Source organism: Paenibacillus foliorum, from assembly GCF_013141765.1.
GTDB classification, from domain to species: Bacteria; Bacillota; Bacilli; order Paenibacillales; family NBRC-103111; genus Paenibacillus_S; species Paenibacillus_S foliorum.
This window is the reverse complement of sequence record NZ_WHOD01000027.1, coordinates 24,314-45,544: the sequence shown is the minus strand read 5'-3', so window position 1 is coordinate 45,544 and position 21,231 is coordinate 24,314. Positions and strand designations below refer to the sequence as shown.

Genomic DNA, 21,231 nt, shown 5'->3' with positions numbered 1-21,231 from the left:
TCCTATACTATTATTCAGCCCAACTGGACAAATATTGTTCTTGCTTCTGAGTTAGCTTATCGATTTTCAATCCTAATGTTTCAAGTCTTAGATAAGCAACATAGCGATCTAGCTCACTTGGGACAGGTTGAACTTTGGGTCCAATCGATTTACTATTTTGCACGACATGTTTCAAAGAAAGAGCTTGCAGGGCAAAAGTCAGATCCATTACTTCTGCAGGATGGCCGTCTCCCGCTGCCAAGTTCACTAAACGTCCACCAGCCAAAAGATACAGCTTACGACCGTCCTTCATCTCATACTCATCTATGTTCTTGCGAACTTCACGGACGCTTACAGCGCGTGCAGCAAGATCATTTTTGTTCACTTCGATATCAAAATGACCCGCATTGCACATGATAGCGCCGTCTTTCATAACATCAAAATGCTCGTCAGCGATAACATCTCGGTTTCCTGTAACCGTAACGTAGAAATCACCATGTTTAACAGCTTCTATCATCGGCATTACAGTAAAGCCATCCATGTAGGCTTCAATCGCCTTAATAGGATCGATTTCCGTCACTATAACTTGTGCTCCAAGACCTTTTGCACGCATAGCTACACCTTTACCGCACCAGCCGTAACCAACTACAACAACCGTCTTTCCAGCGACAACTAAGTTAGTTGTTCTATTAATACCATCCCAAACGGATTGTCCAGTACCATAACGGTTATCGAACAAATATTTGCAATAAGCATCGTTAACTGCCATCATCGGAAATTGGAGTTTTCCTTCGTTTTCCAGAGCTTTTAGGCGTATAATACCTGTAGTTGTTTCTTCGCAACCACCAATGATTTCTTTTGTTTGTTCTGGACGTTGGCTGTGCAGAATACTTACAAGGTCACCGCCATCGTCAATAATGGCATTTGGTCTGAAATCCAAAGCCTTATTAATATGCATATGGTATTCTTCATCTGTTACATTATACCAAGCATATGCAGTAATTCCGCTCTCAACAAGAGCTGCAACCACATCATCTTGTGTAGAAAGCGGGTTGCTACCGCATACAGCAACTTCTGCTCCACCTGCTTGTATAACTTGCGCTAAATAGCCGGTTTTTGCCTCTAAGTGAAGGCAAATCGTTACTTTTAGCCCTTTGAAGGGTTGTTCTTTCTTGAACTGCTCTTCGATAGTATTAAGTAAGGGCATATGTGCTTTAACCCAGTCGAGTTTAAGTTTGCCTTGTGGTGCTAGATTGATATCGCGGATAAGCGAATTATTTATGGATGATGTCATTTAAATCTCCTTTGAATTGATTTTTTTGTTAAAAGTAAAAAGTGAATTCCCAAAATAGCTAAGAACTATATATATAAGTCCTCCAATAAATACTGCAATGTTCTCTAAAATAACTCGGTCTGTATTAGTAAAAAAATAGTTTACAACTAATTTTGAGATCCACAATCCACTATAATATGAAACCAGATATGCCATGACAAAAACTATCAGGTATTTCCACAAGACTTTTCCGTAATGATCATTATTCTTAAAGGTATAGTGCTTATTAAGCAAAAAACCATTAATGAACCCAACCAAGTATCCCAAAATAGTGGAAAAAAAGTAACTTAAATTAAGAACATTATAAAAAAAGTAAATAACCAAAAAACCTATTAATGTATTTGAAATACCAGTAAAGATATATCTAACAGATTTCCTATTTAGTAGCTGCAACATAGTATTGTCCCCCCAGAGGGACTTTTGCTAAGTATTTTTCCAAAAATATTACTTTTCTAAATAAACCTTTCCTTGGGAAGAAAATGGTGAATTTGGTTTTTGCAGTTTTAAATCCGACATTTTTAACTAATCTTTTTGTATACTGTGGATTTAGAAGAACAGCATCTTCATCAAAAACACAGTCACTCACAACTTTTCTCGTTACAGGGTTATAAGGATTATGTTCGAAAATATATAAATTGCTGTTTTTCTTTAAAACCCTTAATGCTTCATTTATTACCGATTTATGATAATTAATATCAATGTGATGCATGACACATGCTATGAGAATTATATCAAATGTTTCTCCTTCAAAGGGCAGAACAGACCCATCATAACTAACAAACTTGCTATTTCTTATGTTCCTACTTTTTGCAACTTCAATACTGTCTTTGGATACATCTACTCCATATATCTCAGCTTTCGGAAAATGATTGCGAAAGAATCTTGTACCATTCCCATCACCACAACCCAAATCCAAAATTTTTGTTACCTTCTTATTATTGAGTTCATTATTTTTTATCTCAATAATTTTATATTCACTAAAAAAGTCACTATCTACACCACTAACTTTTATATTTTCATTATGAATTTGTCGATAATCTTTGGCAAACTCATCAAAATTATCAAAAGTTCTTTTAGACATCTCATAAGCTCCTTTACATTCGAGCAGATATATGTTTGACTTTGTCATCTTGAGGTTCATTCATATTTGATTGAATGTCCTCATCATCAACGATGTACAAGGGTCTATTTCTTGTTTCATCGTAAATTCTTCCTAGATATTCGCCAATAATCCCCAATATAAATAGTTGCATACCTCCAAGAAATAGCATAACTATCATTAGAGAAGTCCAACCTTGTATTACATAATCTGTTGTAAATTTTAAAATTAGAGAAATAATAATACCAAATACACCTAATATGGCTGAACTCACACCTAAAAACCCTGCTATTTTTAGTGGGAAGTAAGAAAAAGAAGTTATAGCATCTATTGAAAATTTTATCATTTTCTTCAAAGGATATTTTGTTTCCCCTGCAAAGCGTTCAGCTCTATCATATGGTATTCCAATTTGTTTAAACCCAACCCACGATACCAATCCCCTTATAAAGCGATGTCTTTCTTTAATCTGTTTTAACACATTAACGACCTTCCGGCTCATTAATCTAAAATCACCAGTATCCACTGGAATATTTATATCAGTAATTTTATGAAGATATCGATAAAAATAACTCGCAGTAACCTTTTTAAACCATGTTTCACCTATTCTTTTTCGTCTAACCGCGTAAACAACCTCATAACCATTTTCCCATTGTTCAATAAATTCCAAAATTAACTCAGGAGGGTCTTGTAAGTCAGCATCAATAAGAACAACTGCATCTCCTTTAGCCGAATCAATTCCAGCAGTGACTGCAATCTGATGTCCAAAATTTCTCGAGAAATTGATTATCTTAACATGAGAATCATTTCGGGAAATTTCTTTTAATAATTTAAGCGTCATATCTTTAGAACCATCATTGGCAAATATCAACTCATAATTATAACGTTTTTCTGTACAAGCCATAACTGAAGTTAATCTTTTGTAAGTTTCAATTATGACAGCTTCCTCGTTATAGCATGGAATTACAATAGAAATTAATTTTTTCATTTCATCCTCCGAAGTTAGGATTAATGCATAGCTTTGTATGAATCTACCACATTGCGTAGGTAATCAAGTAATTCCTTGCTTATATCTTCGCGCTCTAAAGCAAAATCAATAGATGTTTTAATAAATCCTAGTTTTTCACCTACATCATAGCGAATCCCACTAAAATGGTATGCATTTACTGGTTCTAATATATTCAATTTATTTATAGCGTCCGTTAATTGAATCTCTCCTCCTGTACCAATTTCTTGATTTTCAAGAATTGAAAAAATACCAGGTGATAAGATGTACCTGCCTAATATCGCCAAATTAGATGGTGCCTCTTTCTGACTTGGTTTTTCAATCAAATTATTAACTTTATATAAACGATGATCTATTTCCTTTCCATCAACTATCCCATATCTTGAAACCTCTTTCTCATCCACAGGTTGAACTCCTATGATAGAGGATCCTATCTTATCAAATAGTTCAATGAGCTGTTTTAAACAGGGTATTGGTTTTGACTGAACAATATCATCCCCTAAGAGTACTGCAAATGGTTCATTACCGATAAACTTTCTTGCGCACCAAATAGCATGGCCAAGCCCCTTTGGTTCTTTTTGGCGTATATAGTGAATATCTACCATTTTGGAAGATTTTTGTACTTGATCCAATAAATCAAACTTCCCTTTTTGAAATAAGTTTTGTTCTAACTCAAAGGAATTATCAAAGTGATCTTCTATTGCTCTTTTTCCTTTACCTGTGACTATAATAATATCTTCAATACCAGATTCAACTGCTTCTTCAACAATATATTGAATAGTTGGTTTATCAACAATGGGTAGCATTTCTTTTGGCATGGCTTTTGTAGCTGGTAAAAATCGAGTACCTAACCCAGCGGCAGGAATAATTGCCTTTCGAACTTTCAATTGAAACCCTCCTAATATTTATTTCGATAAAGATAGATAAAGAGGAACTGGACTTAAAAATTGAATTTAATAATTTATTTGAAAATTGGTTGTTAATATTGATAAAGGTCTAGAATCTGAAGGTACAGTATCAGCCCCTTCTACTATTTCTATTCTAACTACATTTTCTTTTTCAGAAATTAGTTTAATTTTTTCAAATTTTATTTTATTGTTTTTATTTTTAAACGCTTTAAAATCACCGATATATTCATCATTCACAAATACTTTTCCAGTTTTGTATTCTGTTATTGAAGATGGTACAACATTATTGATATCAAAACTTAAATCAACTTCCTTATTTTGCGAGCTTTTTATTTTTATATATCCTTCATTATTCATCCATCTCCATGAAGATTGATCGCTTTTCTCTACGTTATAAAATCCTTTTTCGAATGATACCCCTAAAAAATTATCGGTATATAACAATTTGAATCTATCATTTTGCCATATAATCTTTTCTTTTTCACTTCTATATATATCTTCTTGTTTTTCAAATGAAGTAAGAATATACATCGGGGTTTGTTGTTTGAATGTTAAATCATTCAATCCATAATAACTAAAATAACTTACGTTATTTAACAATATCTTTCTATCTCTCAAAAAATATGAGGCTAAATGTGTTTCACCAAAAGGAGCTAAATTTATTGTGATTGGTATGTCTTTGGGAACTATATTTTTAATTTCTTTTAATTCTATAAAATCTTTATTTATTAGTAATTCATTTGTTAGAACACGATTCTGTATTTTATAAATATTAATTAGATTAACAATTATGAATATACTTAAAAGTACGAGCATCACTTTTTTAAAATTATTTATATAGAATGATATAGAAATAGATATTATGATGATAAAAATACTTTCCATAAAAATAATGTGTTTGTACGTTCCATAAGGGAACATTTTATAGTACCTAAAGTATATAAAGATTAGAAATCCGAATGAAATCATATAACAATAAAATAACTTATTAAAAATCTTTGATTTTATAAAACCATAAGCAATAAATATTAAACTTAATATCACTAAATACTTCATTACAGTAAATGATTGCGTAATTGGAAAAGGTAAATACCCTAATATTAAAGCAATGTAATTATTAGTTGGTATAAAGAAAGTTATATTTCCAGCATCTGTTCCAGATAATTTCATAAGCATTAACTGCTTATGAAACATAATTATAAATCCAGGGACATTAAATAAAACAGTAATAAAGGTGATTATCAAAATGAAAATTATGTTCTTAATAAAATTATGAAGAAAATCTTTATAATTAGCTATTAAATAACACAAACAAAATATAAATAAATAGATTATTATTTCAGCATACACTCCAACAGCAGATGCTCCGGCGATAGAAAGCAACACTATGTTGGGAATATTTTTTTCATATAGTACTTTTATAAAAAAACAAATTGTCAGTAGCATGAGAACAATCCCACATATTTGGGGAATAAACTGTGAAAACATAACATTCATCATTAACGGAGATGTTGAAGATAATATTAAAGATATAAGTGCTATATTTTTTGATAGTTTCAAATAATTTTTACAAAGTTCATATAGAATTACTCCAAGTAATGAAAACAATAAGCATGCGAGAGTCCCAAATATTTGATACGTCTCAAGCCCTGTTAAATTACTTATGTTTAGTGTTATATAATCTAGTCCAACTCTTTCTAAAGCATTTTTTATAAGAATTGTAGAATAATCAATCAAAGGATATCCAGGTATTTTTGGAGGTTCAGATAAATACTTATTACTATTTAGCCACTCAGGATTTAGTAAATACACAATGAGATCATTATTAAATGAATTAAAGGAAGTCAGTCTTCCTACAATAAATTGCGGTAATAATGAAATGAAGCTTGATAAAGAAAATAATAATATTACTAATTTATTTTCGGATAAAAAAATCTTAAAATTGGAAAAAATTTTTTTATTATAATAAATCAAAGATAGTAATATAACTATGAATAGTATTGTTGATAAGTATTTTCCAGACAATATCAAACCTATATTTTGGGAATAAATGATTAAAGCAGCCAATCCAATTATTGGACTAATTAAATAATATTGCTTGTGTTCTAATTTCAGAAGGGTTATTAAAATAAGACCACAAATTGAAAAAAAAAGCATCATAATAATATATAATAAAATGATATTAAGCAAATCGTTAGTCTCCTCTTTAAAATTACTGTTTGCAAATTAGATTTGATTAGATTAAATTTTTAATAATTCTTTATTATTTAAATGGAAAATTTGACCTTCCCATGAAACTTTATATTTTATTAATTGATAAAAATTTTCAGCAAATTGTATTCCGTCTAGGCTTTCAACAAATTGGCCTTCGAAACAAGATGGATCAATGAAAAATGCATTAACTCCTCTTCTTTCCACTGAAACAAACTTATACCCATATAATTCAAAAAGTTTTTTCCATGCCGCAATTGAAACACCATAATATAAATAATTTTCATAATTTCCAAAATCAATCGAAAAATTTTCATCATACTTAATGGTTAAACTGTTATTTGGACCAAATGCAGAATTATATTCAACAGCAAAGATTTTAGGTTTAAATCCTTTTTCTAATAAAGCTTTTGCGATATAATAATCGTTTCCATCTATATCCAGAGAAAAAAAATCAGGTGAGCTATACAACGACTTTGAAATGATTTCATCGGTGTTTTCTAAACTCACAAAAAGGTGATGCCCTTCTACACCTAGGATTAGAGGTAAAACATTTTGCTTTAATCTTATTAAAGAATCTACATTGCCTTCAAACATGATTCCTTCATATTTTCTTCCGAATGCTAGCCACGAAGTATTATTTTCCATACCATCTGAGGCGCCAACTTCAATAAAATAATAATTTGGATTTATGATCTTTTGGGTTAGAAAATCTATAATCCCATCTTCACCGTTTTGACTAAATCCAGAAAATTCCCAAGTGATTGGTTTTGTTTCATCTATTTGTCTAAGCTGCGATGTGGCTGCTGCTCGTGATAGAGCAAGGGTAATTTTCTGCATATACAAGAGATTTTCCATATGCATCTCCGATCTAAATTTACTAAATTACAAAGATCATTCGTTAATCCTTAGCTAATCAAAACTTATTAATTAAATACAAATATCCGCCTGCCAATTTACTTATTATTTTAGTAACAACAGAAGTGTTCTTAAATTTAATCTCTCTAATCATACTAACGCACCAATGCAAAGGCACATACCCTATATGTTTCTTAAGTAATTTAAAAGCTTCCTTGTAATGTTTCTCTTTATTATTATTTGTCTTGGTGCCTTCATGATCTCTCGAACATGCTGTGAAGGAATCTATATGATCTATGCACCCTATTTTGCTTAATCGCCACCACAAATCGTAATCCATACACATATGAAAAGAAGTGTCAACACCATATACGTCGTTCCAAGCACCACTTCGGATTAAAGTAGCCGGTTGACATATAAAACAACTTTGAGCTAAACCCTCAACGGAAAACTTTTCTGTAGGATAATAACTTATTATCTGATTGTGACTATCTGTAATATAAGCATTAGCATATACAGCTACACATTTATTGTTTTCTTCCAGGTGTTTAGCCATTGTTGTTAAACCATTTTCTAAAAAAACATCATCAGCATTTAACCAACAAACATAATCAGTAGCAGGTAAATTTACAATACCTTCGTTGATAGCCGCGGCTTGACCTTCATCTGGATGCGATCTCCAATAAGTGATATAGTTACTATATTTTCTTATAATAGACAAGGAATCATCAGTCGAACCAGCATCCATAACAGCTATAAATAATTCTAAACTAGACTGTTTCATAATGCTCTGAATTGCTTGCTCTAAAAAATGCCCTTGATTTAGATTAGGTATGACGATAGCTACGGTTGGCTTCCTAATATTTATTTGTGCCATGCTTCCGTACTCATCACCTTGTCATATATTTTTAACACTTGGTCTGCTGCATACGTCCATGAGAATTTCGCAGCTTGAATAAGAGCTTTTGATATCAGTTCTTCTCTGAGACCTTCTTGAATATTCAGCTTTAACATAGCGTCTGATAAACTTTCAACTTTCTTAGCGTTTATTAAAAGCCCCGCATCTCCTACAACTTCAGGAATGCTTGAATTATTACTTGTAATAACCGGAGCACCACAGCTCATTGCTTCTAAGACAGGTAAACCAAAGCCTTCATAATGGGACGGATAAATAAAAGCGAAGCATTGACTATATAGGACAGACAACTCTTCGTCTGACACATATCCAAGAAACTTCACTTTCTCAGTAATCCCTAGTTCTTTTATGCGATTTTGTATATCATTTTCCATCCAGCCTCTTCCACCTGCAATATAGAGTGGCTTTGTTTCGTTATTTTCATTCACTAATTTTGCATAAGCTTCAATCAGAAGCCTGTAGTTCTTTCTAGGTTCTACTGTACCTACTCCGAGCCAAAAGTTCTCTTTCAAACCAAACTTAGTAAAAACTTGCTGTATTAAAGTTGTCTCCGTAACTTTATTCAGGGTTGGTCTATTACCAAGATAAACAACCGACACTTTTTCTTCTGGGTAATAAGGAAAATATTTAAGGAATGATCGTTTGGAGAATTCCGATATAGTAATTATATGATCTGCTGAAATACTTGCATCAAAAGCGCCTTTAAAACATACCAATCGATTGGCTTCTGTAGTAAATTCAGGGCAATCTAAATAACCCATATCGTAAATGGTCATTATTCGTTTTGCTTTTACTTCATGAGGAAAACTAAAGTTATTTGAATGAATCAAATCAGGAAAACCCAACAACTCATCCATATTTGAGTTATCTGTCCACATACTATTTACCTTACGCCAAGATTGATCCAAAAACAAACTACTCACATTCGGAAGTTCACTTTTAAAAGCCTGCTTATAGTCAGGATGGCGGTATCCATAAAATACTGGGTATAATAGATACTGATTCTCTTTATTCTGTTCAATAAGATGAGATATAATTTGTTTAGCAAAAAAACCGCAACCCGCCATCTCCTCAGCAGTTTGGCTGACATCATAGCCAATTTTCATTTTTTTACCTCCAGCATTGCTTTTCGTGCACTCCGTAACCACCCCATCATTTCTTTACATTGAGCTAATGGTATACTTTTTTGATATTTCAAAAAAGATAACGCTGATGTCTTAACCACATTTTTAACAAATTCATAATTTTGCTTCTCACTACCACGGCTATAACCTGACTCTTCAGTGATTACATGTGCTAAATTATATATCCATCTAATAGGAGGCTTATTAGATTTTTCTTTTAACATACTGATAATTTCTTCGTGAACGGCTCTTCTACTTCCTAATGTTTTATTATCTGAATATAACCTAGAACCTGCTAGTTTTTGATCTATAAAAGCAAACGGTTTATCTTTACTAATTCTAAGCCAATACTCATAATCCATACAGTAGCGAAGTTCTTTATTTAACACACCAAATTTTTCTACCACTGATTTTCTAAAAAAAACAGCTGGCTGACAAATAAAACAGATCTCCCTTAATCTCTCATAATCCCAGGATTCCGTATAATAGTCTTCTAAGAAATTATCAAATTCATCAATATGATCCGCTCTACCATAAACTACATCAACTTCAGGATTTGTATTAAAAAAATCAATCACGGTTCTTAGAGCATTGGGATAGTACACATCATCTGAGTTTAACCAGCCAATTATTTCCCCCGATGCTTTTTTTAGCCCCTTGTTAACAGCATCTGATTGCCCATCGTCCTTTTGTGAAATAAAGAATAACTTTTCTCCATAACTTTGAAGGATTTCTACTGTATCATCTTTACTGCCACCATCGAATACAAGGTATTCCAAATCATCAATTTTCTGATTTAAAACACTATCAATAGTTCTTTTAAGAAAGATCCCTTGATTGTAAGATGGAGTTACCACAGATATTTTAGTTTTCATTTCCACTCAACCCTTATATATAATTTATGCTTTATGAAAAGTGCGAATAGTCTCTCCTGTTATGTTATCTTTGATTTCGATTTTTATCATTTGAATCCCTAATTCCCGCTTATCCATTATCCCAATATCCTTAGGTCTGAAGGTATTTTCTATTTCAATACAAATATCGCAACTTGTACTTGGTAATATTTCTTTTATCACTTGTACTTGACCATTTATCAACGTATGTTTTTTCTTTTTATTATCTATAGTCACATATACCTGGGCTTGCTTATGTGGTGACACAGGTGGAAGATGCATTTCAATATTTATAACCCTATTCCTTGAATCTTCTCCAACCGAAATGAGAACTTCAGGCTCAGTCCAATTATCTCCGTATACCCCCTTCAACAAATTTCCCTTTACTGATTGTTTTTTTGCGACTTCATGTAATGTATCATGGTAATGCTTTACCATAGTTTCACTGTTAAATTTCTTAACTTGCTCAGTTCCCTTAGTTATTAATTTCTGTCTTAGAATATTATCCGTTATTAACATATACATGATCTCTGCTATTTCCTCTGGTTTTCTCGGATCGAAATATTGAGCTGCATCCCCACCGACCTCTGGAAGACTTGTATTATTGCTACACATTACTGGAATACCATTACTCATTGCTTCTGCTACAGGTATTCCGAATCCCTCAAATAAACTAGGAAATACCAGGAAGTTTGCACCCGCCATTAGTGCAGAAACCTCAAGTTCACTCAAATATCCAAAATGATGAACTTTACCTTGCAAATTCATTTGGTTAATAATTTCATTAAAACTATTTTCTTGCCCTAATAAACTTCCTGTGAGGCATAAATGAAAGTCTATTTCTGGATGCTTGTTTAAAAAAATAGACATTGCAACCAAGAGCATCCTATGATTTTTATGAAGCCAAAAATTTGCCGGATAGTAAGCATATATTTTTTTTGAAAGGTTAAACTTGTCTAATATTCTATCTTGTTCTGTGGAATCTATGTTATTTAATCTATCTTGTATACTAATATAAATAACTTTCGACTTATTTTCCGGGTAATTAAGTTTCTCAATTAATGTGTTCTTTGTGAATTCAGAAATACAAACTACATAATCTGCAAGATCACAAATTCCGTTATAAAATTTTTTTCTATGATGTATTTCTTCATCTGAAAAAAATTGTGGATAATATTCATGCTGTAAATCGTAAATCAAACTAAGGGTAGGAATACCCGGTTCTGCTAAACTAATTGCACTCATTGGGCAAAACAGTATGTCGATTGAATTGGTTCTTAAAATAGATTTACTTTTTTTTTTTATCTTTATATTGAATATTTTAAATAATTTTTTGAGAATCTTTTTTAACAATAAATTGCCGTTTTTTTCAACTTTCAAAGAAGTGTTATGAACACATATTCTTTCCACACCGAACTTTTCAAATTGTTCAAAAAATTGATGGTTCCACTCAGCGGTTAGTAAGTAATATTTATCTGATTTATTAAAAAGAGCAAGGCCTTTTATTAATTCCAAAACTAATAAAAGCGCACCACCCATTTCCCCTGTATTTCTTATAGGAACAACATCGATAGCTACTTTCATATTTACACACCTAACCTTACTTTTGTTTATTACGACTAGTATATCTTTTCAAGAACCAATTTTTATTTATTTTATTTTGCAATGTTTCTAAATCTTCTTTTAACTTCTTATTTTGTACTTGTTCTATTTCTAAATTATGTTGGGTTTCTTTCAATAATTTTTCTAAAAAAATCGTATTATTTAAACGCGCTTTTCGATCATCTTCACTAATTCTAAGGTTCTCTTCAAGAGTTATAATCGCTTCTAATCGTGCTCTTCGATCTTCTTCAGCAATTCTAAGATTATTATTTAATGTTGTTCGTTCTACTTCACTAAGTCGTAGATTTTGTTCTAAAGTTAAAATTGACTTTAATCGTTCACCACGATCTTCTTCAATAGATCGAATTATTTCATCATTTCTATTTAGTAAGTCTAACCTAGCTGCTCGGTCCTCTTCACTTTCAATAAGGTTCTTTTCTAAGGTTTGAATAGCTTCCAAACGAGCCACCCTATCTTTTTCACTTTCTTGAAGCCATATTTCTAGTTTTTGATTAGATTGCAGACGAAGTATTGCTTCGTTCTCAGTTTTTACTTGTTTATCATATAAATCTAAAAGAGCCATAATGATACGACCCTCTCGAGTTTTCATTAATAATTTTTCTATATCTTCAAGTTTTTTAGTGATAATAGGCTTCTTGGAAGCTACAACGAACATATCATAGGGGAACAAAGCAGGTTCAATATACGAATATTCAAACCCAAATTGTTTTAACATTTCCTTCATTCCATCTTCTGTATATAGATATAAATGTTCTTGATCTATCATCATTTGGAGAAAGGGATCATCTGTAGCTATCATTTCATTATAGGATAGATTTTGGTTTCGGAAACATGGAGTTTGAATAATTACATATCCATTGTCTTTAATTAACTTACTAACACTCGCAATAGTTTTCAATGGTTGAGGAAGATGCTCCATAACATCAAGCAAAATGATTGAATCATAACTTTTCGGTTTCGAATCAAGATCCTCGATTTTGTTTTTATATACATTAACTCTATAGATGTCCTTAACATACTGTACTACCCAATCACTTAACTCAATCCCTGAACTATTGAAACTTAAAGCATTCAGTAGAGCTATTAGCCCACCTGAACCGAATCCAACTTCTAAAGTTGTCGCTTTTGGTTCAAGATACTTTAATATAACTTTTAACCAATAGATACATCTACCAGATAAGTCAGTTCTTGATCTGTCGACTATGGATTGTAATCCTAGATCATTAACTTGATGCTCGAGCCAATAATTTTTCCCATAATACGATTGTTCTTCATCAGTTACATCAAAAAACTTATCCTCATATCTTGGAGAATTGATGAGAGTATTACAGGATAAACAACGAACATAATTTTCGGAATAAAGTTCCAACAAAGAAGAACCACACCAACATGTTGTTATATCAATTTTGTTCATCATTAATCTCCTTATTTTTCAAACAACTTTCATAATTAAAAGAAGAAGGCATGTAAGCAATACCATGGAATGTTCTCCATGAAGGTTTCATAACCTCGAGAGTCATGCATCCCTCGATCCAATCATAAATTAAATTACCAACTTCAGTTTGGCAATCGGATGCAGCAACCATAATTGTATATAGACCTTGAAATAAATTCATTTCAATATCGAAAGATGCAGCAATAATCTCACCTTTATGTGCAGTCAATTTATTTTTGTTAACCATATAGGAGTTTTGCCCAAATACTACAGTATTGTGTCTATCTGAAAATTGAAAGGCAAAGGTAAGATCATTAATGTCTTCCATGACTTCTGCATACATACGGAGTCTTATCTTATCACTAGTATTTACAGTTCTTACTTCAAACCCATCTTGATCATGGATAACAGCACCAATTATTTTAACTTTTCCATCTCCACGCCGAACACCAATAGCATTTTCCACATTGATCTTGCTTTCAATTGGAATATCTAATCTGGCAACTAAGTGATCACTGGTTTTTGTTAAATTCTCCTCAATTGTATTATTCTTTGTTCCTTGTTTATTATTCATCGTGTAAAAGAGATTGACCATCTCAAGTGGCAATCCTTCGTGTGTTACATTTCCACCTTCTAATATCAAAACTCTGTCACAATATTTTTTTACTGTTTGCATATCATGAGTCACTAGAATTATAGCAGTTCCTTTTGATTTTAAATTATTTAAAAAATCAAAGCACTTTTGTTGAAAGAATATATCCCCAACCGATAAAGCCTCATCAACTACATAAATATCAGGCTCTAAGTTTGCATATAATGAAAAAGCTAACCGAACATACATACCTGATGAGTATGATTTCACAGGTTGATGTATAAAATCGCCTAGCTCAGAGAAATCAATTATTGACGATAATTTATCATTTAAGTAATTATCTGAAAAGCCCAGTAATTTGCCACTGTTAAATATATTTTGATATCCCGTTAATTCAGGATGAAATCCTGTACCAAGTTCAAGCAAAGACACCATATTACCTTCAGCATAGATAGACCCACTCGATGGCCACAGAGCTTTGGAAAGAATTTTAAGTAGAGTACTTTTGCCGGCACCATTGTGTCCAATGATGCCTAAGCATTCACCTTTTTTAACGGTTATATTCACATTATTTAATGCTTTAAAAACACTATGTTTTTTAAAAAATCCGAAAGTTAACCATTCTAATAACCTATAGTAAGGTTTGGAGTACATCTTATATTGTTTTGATAAATTTCTAATTTCCACAACATTTTGTTGTTCCATTATATAACATCCCTTATTTCAGAACGTAAGATTTTTAAAACAATAGTACCTAAAATCATAGATAACATTGCAAAAATTAGCATAAAAAACCAATTCAATGAATTTGGTAAATGAGAAAATACAATAATCTGATGTAAAGAATCAATATAATAATACAATGGATTATATGTTAAAATTTTCGCAAATCCTGTCGGAACAATCTCTGTCACGTATACTATGGGTGTCAACCACATCCAAATTTGAATGAATGTACCTAAAAACTGGCCTACATCTTTAAAAAAAACATTAATACTTGCAAGTAAAAAAGCTAACCCTAATGCAAACAACAATAATAAGAATAAAATAAATGGTAATAGCACCCACAAAAAAGAAACCGATCCACCTATTAATAATACAATGATAAAAAGTAAACACATTGAGATTAATAAAGTTATCCCAGAACTAATACCGATTTGAATGATGAAAATATATTCTGGGATAGCTAATTTTTTTAAATATGTTGCATTTTCAAGAAAAGCATTACTGCCTCTTATAACTATATCAGAAAAGGCAGCCCATGGAATCAAGCCTGCACATAAGTAAATTGCGAATGCAGTGGATGATTCCATATCAGGCAATTTAGCAATCATAATCTGGGAAAAAACATAAGTAAATATTAGAATTTGAAATAATGGCTGTAATATATTCCAAAGTACACCTAAAGAAGAACCAGCATAGCGGTTTTTCAATTCTGATACGGCATTACCCCAGATATACTTTCGATACTGCCATATAGTCCGCATTACTTAGCCACCCTACCGTATTCAATATACCATTGGATAGTTTTTTCCAAACCTAAATCAAAATTAGTTTTTGATTTAAAACCAAACTCATTTTGAGCACGGCTTGTATCTAAAGATCTACGGGGTTGACCATCCGGCTTGGTACTATCCCATATAATCTCTCCATCAAACCCAGTCATTTCTGCAATTTTTTCAACCAAATCTTTAATAGAAATTTCATGTCCCGCACCTAAATTTATCGGTTCGCTTTTATTATAAGACTCTGTTGCTAAAACAATACCTTCAGCGGCATCTTCTACATATAAGAATTCTCTCGTAGCATTTCCCGAACCCCATACGATAATTGAAGATTCTTTATTCACTTTTGCATCTACACATTTTTTTATTAAAGCAGGAATTACGTGAGACGTTCTTGGATCAAAGTTATCCTTAGGACCATATAAATTAACTGGCAAAAGATATATTGAATTAAAATCATATTGTTCACGATATGCCTGTGATTGTACCAACATCATTTTTTTAGCCAAACCATACGGTGCATTCGTCTCTTCAGGATAACCTATCCATAAATCTTCTTCCGAGAAAGGTACCGGCGTATGCTTGGGATAAGCGCAAATAGTACCAATTGCTACAAACTTCTCAACTCCAAACAAGCGTGATTGTTCTATCAATTGAGTTCCCATCATTAAGTTATCGTAAAAATACTTGCCTGGATTCTCCCGATTAGCCCCTATACCACCTACAACAGCTGCTAAGTGAATGATAATATCAGGCTTCGCTTCGTTAAGCATAGCAACGATGCCTGTTTCAGTTCTTAGATCGTAGTTCTTACTTCTTGGAACGGAAATATTTCCACAACCGATTTGGTGTAATTTGTCAACAACATGAGACCCTAAAAAACCAGCCCCGCCTGTTACAACGATATTCTTATTTGTTAATTTCATCATTAACACCTCTCCAATAATAAAGCATATCTCTCATTGTGTCTTTTAAGTCATATTTTGGTATCCACCCTGTAGTAAGAAGCTTTTGATTATTTCCAAAACGAATCGGAGCATCAATACTCCTTAATTTAGCAGGGTCAACATTAATCTTTGAATCATTGATATTTGAGTAATAAAATAACCAATCAAGAATCTCAGATATTTTTGTAGCCTTCCCAGAACAAACATTATATACCTCACCTTGGGTTCCTTTTTGCATGATTAAATGATATGCATTTACTACATCACGTACATCAAGAAAATCCCTAGATACATTTATATTACCTACATTAATTTCATTCTTTCCTTCAATCTCCATAGATGCTATTTGCTTAGCAAAATTAGAACAGACAAAACTATCATTTTGTTCTGGACCAGTATGATTAAAAGGTCTGGCTCTCATTATCTGTAAACCATAAGTTTTGGCATATTGTTCACTTATTAAATCAGCACATGCCTTGCCACCAGCATAAGGATTATTAGGATGAAGAACTCTTTCTTCTTCAAAACCATTTCCTTCACCATTTCCATATACATCAGCCGATCCTACGTATAATATTTTACAATCTAATCCGAGTTCTCTTACGGCCTCGTATAAAGTTAAAGTACCATTAACTAGTATATCATATACCAAAAATGGATTATTATATGAAAATGGTATGAAAGCTGGTCCAGCTAGATGATAGATTTCGTCTGGTTTATATTTCTCTAATATTTGTTTTAATGTTTGTTTATCATTTATTTCACAACTATGAAAGGAAATTTTATTTTTTTTAAGTTCTACCCTTCGTGAAATGCCAGAAACTTGATATCCTTCTTGCAATAACTTTTCACATAAATAGGACCCAACAAATCCACTAATCCCAGTGATAAAGGCTTTCATTAATCAGTCACTTCCTAAATTTATCTACTACTTATCTCTTGCCCTTTTCCAAGCTTTTTCAAATCACTTTCAACCATCATCGTTACTAACTGTTCGAAACCCACTTCTAGTTCCCACCCTAACTTAGTCTTTGCCTTAGTGCAATCACCAAGTAAAAGATCAACTTCAGCCGGTCTTACGAACTTAGGGTCAACTACAACATAATCTCTCCACTTTAAGCCAACATGACCAAAAGCAATTTCGACCAATTCTTCTACAGTATGCATTTCACCAGTAGAGATTACATAATCGTCAGGTGTATCTTGTTGCAGCATAAGATGCATTGCCTTTACATAGTCACCTGCAAAGCCCCAGTCTCTTTTAGCGTCAAGATTGCCCATTCGCAGTTCTTTTTGTAATCCAAGTTTAATCCTTGCAGCAGCATCTGTAACCTTACGTGTTACAAACTCTACACCGCGGCGAGGAGATTCATGATTAAACAAAATACCGGAGCAAGCAAACATATCGAAGCTTTCACGGTAGTTTACCGTTATCCAATGACCGTATACTTTAGCTACACCGTAAGGACTTCTAGGGTAGAAAGGTGTCGTCTCTTTTTGTGGTGTCTCTACAACTTTACCGAACATTTCACTGCTTGAGGCTTGGTAAAATTTCGCATCAGGTTTCGCCATTCTTACAGCTTCCAACATGTTCGTTGTACCGATACCCGTCACCATACCTGTAGTAACTGGTTGATCCCACGAAGTACCAACAAAGGATTGTGCAGCAAGATTGTAAACTTCGTCAGGCTTTGAAATACGAACGGCATTTATTAATGAACCGGCATCAAGAAGATCACCGTCTAAAAACTCAATCTCATCCTTAATATGTTCGATGTTCTCAAGAATTGGTACGCTTGTTCTTCTACGCAATCCGTAAACTTTGTAGTCTTTTGACAGCAACAACTCCGCTAAGTAAGATCCGTCTTGCCCTGTAATACCTGTAATTAATGCAGATTTAGTCATGATTATTTTTATCTCCCTAGAATTTGATTATTATAAGTATAAGTGATTACAAATATTTATCTAACTTTTGCATTCTGAGTTCTTTTAGAAGCACCTTTACTTCTTGGGCTTTATCTTTAGAACATATCAAGGTTACATCCTCAGTATCCACTATAATTAAATCTTCAACACCTAGCGTTGCAATAAGTTTGCCATTACTTTCGATGATGCATCTCTTTGTATCCAAATTTAGTATATTACCTTTTATAACATTTCCATTTTCATCATGTTCATTAATTCGATCTAGTGCAGTCCAACTGCCAACATCGTCCCATCCAAAAATACAGGGTATTACATAAATATTATTAACTTTTTCCATGATTCCATAATCAATAGATTGATCAGGCATTTTATAAAATTCTGATCTTATAATATCATTCCTGTTTGTTGAAGTAGAAAATGCCGTTTTCATAGTTTCCAGAATATCATGCATATCTGGCATCAACTGTTCTATATATTTCCGTATAACGGCTGTTTTCCAAATAAAAATCCCACTATTCCAGAAAAAGTTACCTGAAGAAAGATAATTTTCAGCTGTTTCCAAATTGGGCTTTTCCACAAATTTATTTACTTTATGAACTTCTAATTCATTAATAATTTCCATCTCTTTCGTGCTTTCAATATAACCATACCCAGTTTCAGGATAAGTAGGTTTTATTCCTAGAGTAACAAGATTGCTATTATTCTGGGCAACTTCCACAGCAGTTCCCAAAATCTTAATAAATCCTTCTTCGTTTTCTATAATATGGTCTGATGGGAGAACTACCATTGTACTATCAGGGAATTTCTCTTCAATGATAATAGAAGCAACTCCTACACAGGGAGCTGTGTTTCGACCGATAGGTTCAATAATAATATTATCTATTGGTAAGTTGGGAAGCTGAGCGTGAATTAATTCCGCATATAGCTCATTAGTAACGATAAATATTTGAGATACATCTATTAACTTCTCCAGTCTTCCTATTGTCTGTTGGATCATAGACTTATTGCCTGAAATATTTAAAAATTGCTTCGGCAAATTAGTTCGGCTTTTGGGCCAGAAGCGCTCGCCTTTTCCGCCTGCCATAATTACCGCGGTAATGGTCATATCTTCCCCTCCACTTGTCGACATAAAACACAGAATATCTACAATTATATCATTATAACGCAACAAAATACGACAACGCAATTTTTCTGGAATTAATTGTTTTTTTCACCATATTGTAATAGTATAATGGTTTTAGAATTTTACTTTCCAAATTAATGTTAGCAAGTAATAAATAAAATGGCTAGTTTTATAAGTTGGTAATATATAAAGTTGTTTTTATAACCGATTGCGAATAAAATTAAATAAGGAGTCGAATTTTGGAGGTATTTCAATAATGAATTACTCTTATGCTACACAAAAAAACAAAAAAGAACATTTTATTCCTACTATGGAAATTAATAAAAAACTTGGGACAAAAAAAATGTATTCTTTCTTTCTTGCCACTGTATTTATAGCATTAGAGGCACTTGTAATTGCACTATTGTATTTCTATCTCTACGAATATCGTATAGGACAAGAATTCGATCGAGATATTGTTTTTTGGGACATGGCCTCCCCCCGTTTTGTTAATTATTCAATTTTCTTTGTCATTTCATCTATTATTTATATCTACTTTATGTATCGTTATAAAATTTTTCGGTTTAGATCTCAATCAGGTCTAGCTGATGAAATATTCAAAGTAGCTAAAGCTTATTCGGTCTCTCTATTGATAACCATTGGAGTCAGTTTCCTCCTCAAATACACGGACTTATCAAGGATTGTTATTGCAAGCTACTGGATAGCCGCCATTATCTCTTCCAGTATTGTTAGAAGCATTAAACGTTTTATTTATATCAAACTAGCTAAAGAAGGAATTCTCAGCAAGAATGTGGTTATTGTAGGAGCAGGAAAATTCGGAAAGTCTTTAATGGAGGAGCTCAGTACTTATAAATACTTAGGATACCATATAATTGGTTTCGTAGACGATAACGAGCAGGATGACTTTGAACAATATAAAAATCTAGGTCCTATATCTAAGTTAAACGAGATTTTGAAAAACAACCTTATTGAGGAGATCATAATTACAATTCCTTCTGAAAGAGAATTAGTAAATAAGCTTATCACTGACTTAAGAAAGCTAGATATTAATATTAAAATCATTCCGGACTTATATAATTTAGTTATGAGTACTGTTCAAATTGGTAATATTAATTCTTTACCTGTAGTTACTTTGGTTAAAACACCTATGCGCGGGCTGGGGCTTTTTGCGAAAAGGATTATGGATATTATTGCTGCATCTATACTAATTATATTTATTTCACCCATTTATGTTCTAACTGCAATAGCTATAAAGCTTGATTCAAAAGGAAGTATTATTTACAAACAACAACGGATTGGAAGAAATGGTAAAACATTCTCTATGCTTAAATTCAGGTCCATGGTTTCAGACGCGGATGTCTTACTTAAAAAGCTAAAAAACAAAAATGAAATCGATGGAATAGCCTTTAAAATGAAAGATGACCCTAGAATCACTAAAGTTGGTAAGTTCATCAGGAAATATTCAATAGATGAACTACCCCAGTTATTTAATGTACTAATTGGTAATATGAGCTTGGTTGGTCCTCGTCCGCCTCTCCCTCATGAAGTAGAGCGATATGGCGACTGGGAATGGAGAAGGCTTGAAGTACTCCCAGGAATAACAGGACTGTGGCAGGTTAGCGGTAGAAGCGATTTATCTTTCCAGCAATGGATGAGCTTAGATATTTATTATATTGAAAATTGGAGTATTGCTTTCGATATTAAAATTTTAATGAAGACCATACCTGTAGTACTAAAAGGGGAAGGGGCTTATTAA

19 protein-coding genes are annotated in these 21,231 nt (G+C 32.6%); 1 reads left to right on the top strand and 18 read right to left on the bottom strand.

From position 1 onward, the window contains the following. Window positions 1-10: 10 nt before the first annotated feature. The 18 genes from GC093_RS07070 to GC093_RS06985 form a co-directional block, all read right to left on the bottom strand. Window positions 11-1,273: an adenosylhomocysteinase gene (locus GC093_RS07070; protein ID WP_171651173.1), complete on the bottom strand. Its 1,263-nt coding sequence runs from the start codon at window positions 1,271-1,273 to the stop codon at window positions 11-13. Next, window positions 1,274-1,708, bottom strand: coding sequence for a GtrA family protein (locus GC093_RS36845; protein WP_171651172.1), 435 nt, complete (start codon window positions 1,706-1,708; stop codon window positions 1,274-1,276). After that, window positions 1,689-2,393, bottom strand: a complete 705-nt coding sequence (locus GC093_RS07060) for a class I SAM-dependent methyltransferase (protein WP_171651171.1) — start codon at window positions 2,391-2,393, stop codon at window positions 1,689-1,691. The genes GC093_RS36845 and GC093_RS07060 overlap by 20 nt, the downstream gene beginning before the upstream one ends. Before the next feature lie 13 nt (window positions 2,394-2,406). Next, the gene (locus GC093_RS07055) at window positions 2,407-3,396 is read right to left on the bottom strand and encodes a glycosyltransferase family 2 protein (RefSeq protein ID WP_171651170.1); all 990 of its coding nucleotides are present in this window, start codon (window positions 3,394-3,396) and stop codon (window positions 2,407-2,409) included. Between the two features lie 20 nt (window positions 3,397-3,416). Next, on the bottom strand, window positions 3,417-4,301 hold the full coding sequence (gene galU / locus GC093_RS07050; protein ID WP_171651169.1) for a UTP--glucose-1-phosphate uridylyltransferase GalU: 885 nt from the start codon (window positions 4,299-4,301) through the stop codon (window positions 3,417-3,419). Between the two features lie 66 nt (window positions 4,302-4,367). Then, window positions 4,368-6,512: a hypothetical protein gene (locus tag GC093_RS07045; protein ID WP_171651168.1), complete on the bottom strand. Its 2,145-nt coding sequence runs from the start codon at window positions 6,510-6,512 to the stop codon at window positions 4,368-4,370. Between the two features lie 51 nt (window positions 6,513-6,563). Next, window positions 6,564-7,373 carry a hypothetical protein gene (locus GC093_RS07040; RefSeq protein WP_171651167.1) on the bottom strand — a complete coding sequence of 270 codons (810 nt, stop codon included), beginning with the start codon at window positions 7,371-7,373 and terminating at the stop codon, window positions 6,564-6,566. 76 nt (window positions 7,374-7,449) lie between these two features. Next, window positions 7,450-8,268, bottom strand: a complete 819-nt coding sequence (locus GC093_RS07035; protein ID WP_171651166.1) for a glycosyltransferase family 2 protein — start codon at window positions 8,266-8,268, stop codon at window positions 7,450-7,452. Beyond that, window positions 8,256-9,413, bottom strand: a complete 1,158-nt coding sequence (locus GC093_RS07030; protein ID WP_171651165.1) for a glycosyltransferase family 4 protein — start codon at window positions 9,411-9,413, stop codon at window positions 8,256-8,258. Before GC093_RS07030 ends, GC093_RS07035 begins: the two co-directional genes overlap by 13 nt. Then, window positions 9,410-10,306: a glycosyltransferase family 2 protein gene (locus GC093_RS07025; RefSeq protein WP_171651164.1), complete on the bottom strand. Its 897-nt coding sequence runs from the start codon at window positions 10,304-10,306 to the stop codon at window positions 9,410-9,412. Before GC093_RS07025 ends, GC093_RS07030 begins: the two co-directional genes overlap by 4 nt. Before the next feature lie 24 nt (window positions 10,307-10,330). Then, window positions 10,331-11,908 carry a glycosyltransferase family 4 protein gene (locus GC093_RS07020; protein ID WP_171651163.1) on the bottom strand — a complete coding sequence of 526 codons (1,578 nt, stop codon included), beginning with the start codon at window positions 11,906-11,908 and terminating at the stop codon, window positions 10,331-10,333. Window positions 11,909-11,924: 16 nt separating this feature from the next. Next, window positions 11,925-13,361, bottom strand: coding sequence for a class I SAM-dependent methyltransferase (locus GC093_RS07015; RefSeq protein WP_171651162.1), 1,437 nt, complete (start codon window positions 13,359-13,361; stop codon window positions 11,925-11,927). Further along, the gene (locus tag GC093_RS07010; RefSeq protein WP_171651161.1) at window positions 13,348-14,679 is read right to left on the bottom strand and encodes an ABC transporter ATP-binding protein; all 1,332 of its coding nucleotides are present in this window, start codon (window positions 14,677-14,679) and stop codon (window positions 13,348-13,350) included. The genes GC093_RS07015 and GC093_RS07010 overlap by 14 nt, the downstream gene beginning before the upstream one ends. Further along, window positions 14,679-15,461, bottom strand: a complete 783-nt coding sequence (locus GC093_RS07005) for an ABC transporter permease (protein WP_171651160.1) — start codon at window positions 15,459-15,461, stop codon at window positions 14,679-14,681. The genes GC093_RS07010 and GC093_RS07005 overlap by 1 nt, the downstream gene beginning before the upstream one ends. Further along, the gene (locus tag GC093_RS07000) at window positions 15,461-16,408 is read right to left on the bottom strand and encodes a GDP-L-fucose synthase family protein (RefSeq protein WP_246313793.1); all 948 of its coding nucleotides are present in this window, start codon (window positions 16,406-16,408) and stop codon (window positions 15,461-15,463) included. Before GC093_RS07000 ends, GC093_RS07005 begins: the two co-directional genes overlap by 1 nt. Then, window positions 16,389-17,327 carry a GDP-mannose 4,6-dehydratase gene (locus GC093_RS06995; protein WP_171651159.1) on the bottom strand — a complete coding sequence of 313 codons (939 nt, stop codon included), beginning with the start codon at window positions 17,325-17,327 and terminating at the stop codon, window positions 16,389-16,391. The genes GC093_RS07000 and GC093_RS06995 overlap by 20 nt, the downstream gene beginning before the upstream one ends. 20 nt (window positions 17,328-17,347) lie before the next feature. Then, window positions 17,348-18,331 carry a GDP-mannose 4,6-dehydratase gene (gmd, locus tag GC093_RS06990; protein WP_171651158.1) on the bottom strand — a complete coding sequence of 328 codons (984 nt, stop codon included), beginning with the start codon at window positions 18,329-18,331 and terminating at the stop codon, window positions 17,348-17,350. A gap of 46 nt (window positions 18,332-18,377) precedes the next feature. After that, window positions 18,378-19,457 (bottom strand): mannose-1-phosphate guanylyltransferase, encoded by a 1,080-nt coding sequence (locus GC093_RS06985; protein WP_171651157.1) that lies wholly within the window; start codon window positions 19,455-19,457, stop codon window positions 18,378-18,380. A 274-nt stretch (window positions 19,458-19,731) separates the two neighbouring features. Here GC093_RS06985 and GC093_RS06980 point away from each other — a divergent pair, with 274 nt between their 5' ends. Beyond that, window positions 19,732-21,231 (top strand): sugar transferase, encoded by a 1,500-nt coding sequence (locus GC093_RS06980; protein ID WP_171651156.1) that lies wholly within the window; start codon window positions 19,732-19,734, stop codon window positions 21,229-21,231.

What these genes read in the sequence shown, in the direction of transcription:
- GC093_RS07040 (WP_171651167.1), bottom strand. Translation starts at nt 7,373, where the DNA reads ATGCAGAAAATTACCCTTGCTCTATCACGAGCAGCAGCCACATCGCAG.
- GC093_RS07010 (WP_171651161.1), bottom strand. Translation starts at nt 14,679, where the DNA reads ATGGAACAACAAAATGTTGTGGAAATTAGAAATTTATCAAAACAATAT.
- GC093_RS07030 (WP_171651165.1), bottom strand. Translation starts at nt 9,413, where the DNA reads ATGAAAATTGGCTATGATGTCAGCCAAACTGCTGAGGAGATGGCGGGT.
- GC093_RS36845 (WP_171651172.1), bottom strand. Translation starts at nt 1,708, where the DNA reads ATGTTGCAGCTACTAAATAGGAAATCTGTTAGATATATCTTTACTGGT.
- GC093_RS07070 (WP_171651173.1), bottom strand. Translation starts at nt 1,273, where the DNA reads ATGACATCATCCATAAATAATTCGCTTATCCGCGATATCAATCTAGCA.
- GC093_RS07055 (WP_171651170.1), bottom strand. Translation starts at nt 3,396, where the DNA reads ATGAAAAAATTAATTTCTATTGTAATTCCATGCTATAACGAGGAAGCT.
- GC093_RS07015 (WP_171651162.1), bottom strand. Translation starts at nt 13,361, where the DNA reads ATGAACAAAATTGATATAACAACATGTTGGTGTGGTTCTTCTTTGTTG.
- GC093_RS07060 (WP_171651171.1), bottom strand. Translation starts at nt 2,393, where the DNA reads ATGTCTAAAAGAACTTTTGATAATTTTGATGAGTTTGCCAAAGATTAT.
- GC093_RS06995 (WP_171651159.1), bottom strand. Translation starts at nt 17,327, where the DNA reads ATGAAAGCCTTTATCACTGGGATTAGTGGATTTGTTGGGTCCTATTTA.
- GC093_RS07035 (WP_171651166.1), bottom strand. Translation starts at nt 8,268, where the DNA reads ATGGCACAAATAAATATTAGGAAGCCAACCGTAGCTATCGTCATACCT.
- GC093_RS07020 (WP_171651163.1), bottom strand. Translation starts at nt 11,908, where the DNA reads ATGAAAGTAGCTATCGATGTTGTTCCTATAAGAAATACAGGGGAAATG.
- GC093_RS07005 (WP_171651160.1), bottom strand. Translation starts at nt 15,461, where the DNA reads ATGCGGACTATATGGCAGTATCGAAAGTATATCTGGGGTAATGCCGTA.
- gmd (WP_171651158.1), bottom strand. Translation starts at nt 18,331, where the DNA reads ATGACTAAATCTGCATTAATTACAGGTATTACAGGGCAAGACGGATCT.
- GC093_RS06980 (WP_171651156.1), top strand. Translation starts at nt 19,732, where the DNA reads ATGAATTACTCTTATGCTACACAAAAAAACAAAAAAGAACATTTTATT.
- GC093_RS07025 (WP_171651164.1), bottom strand. Translation starts at nt 10,306, where the DNA reads ATGAAAACTAAAATATCTGTGGTAACTCCATCTTACAATCAAGGGATC.
- GC093_RS06985 (WP_171651157.1), bottom strand. Translation starts at nt 19,457, where the DNA reads ATGACCATTACCGCGGTAATTATGGCAGGCGGAAAAGGCGAGCGCTTC.
- GC093_RS07000 (WP_246313793.1), bottom strand. Translation starts at nt 16,408, where the DNA reads ATGATGAAATTAACAAATAAGAATATCGTTGTAACAGGCGGGGCTGGT.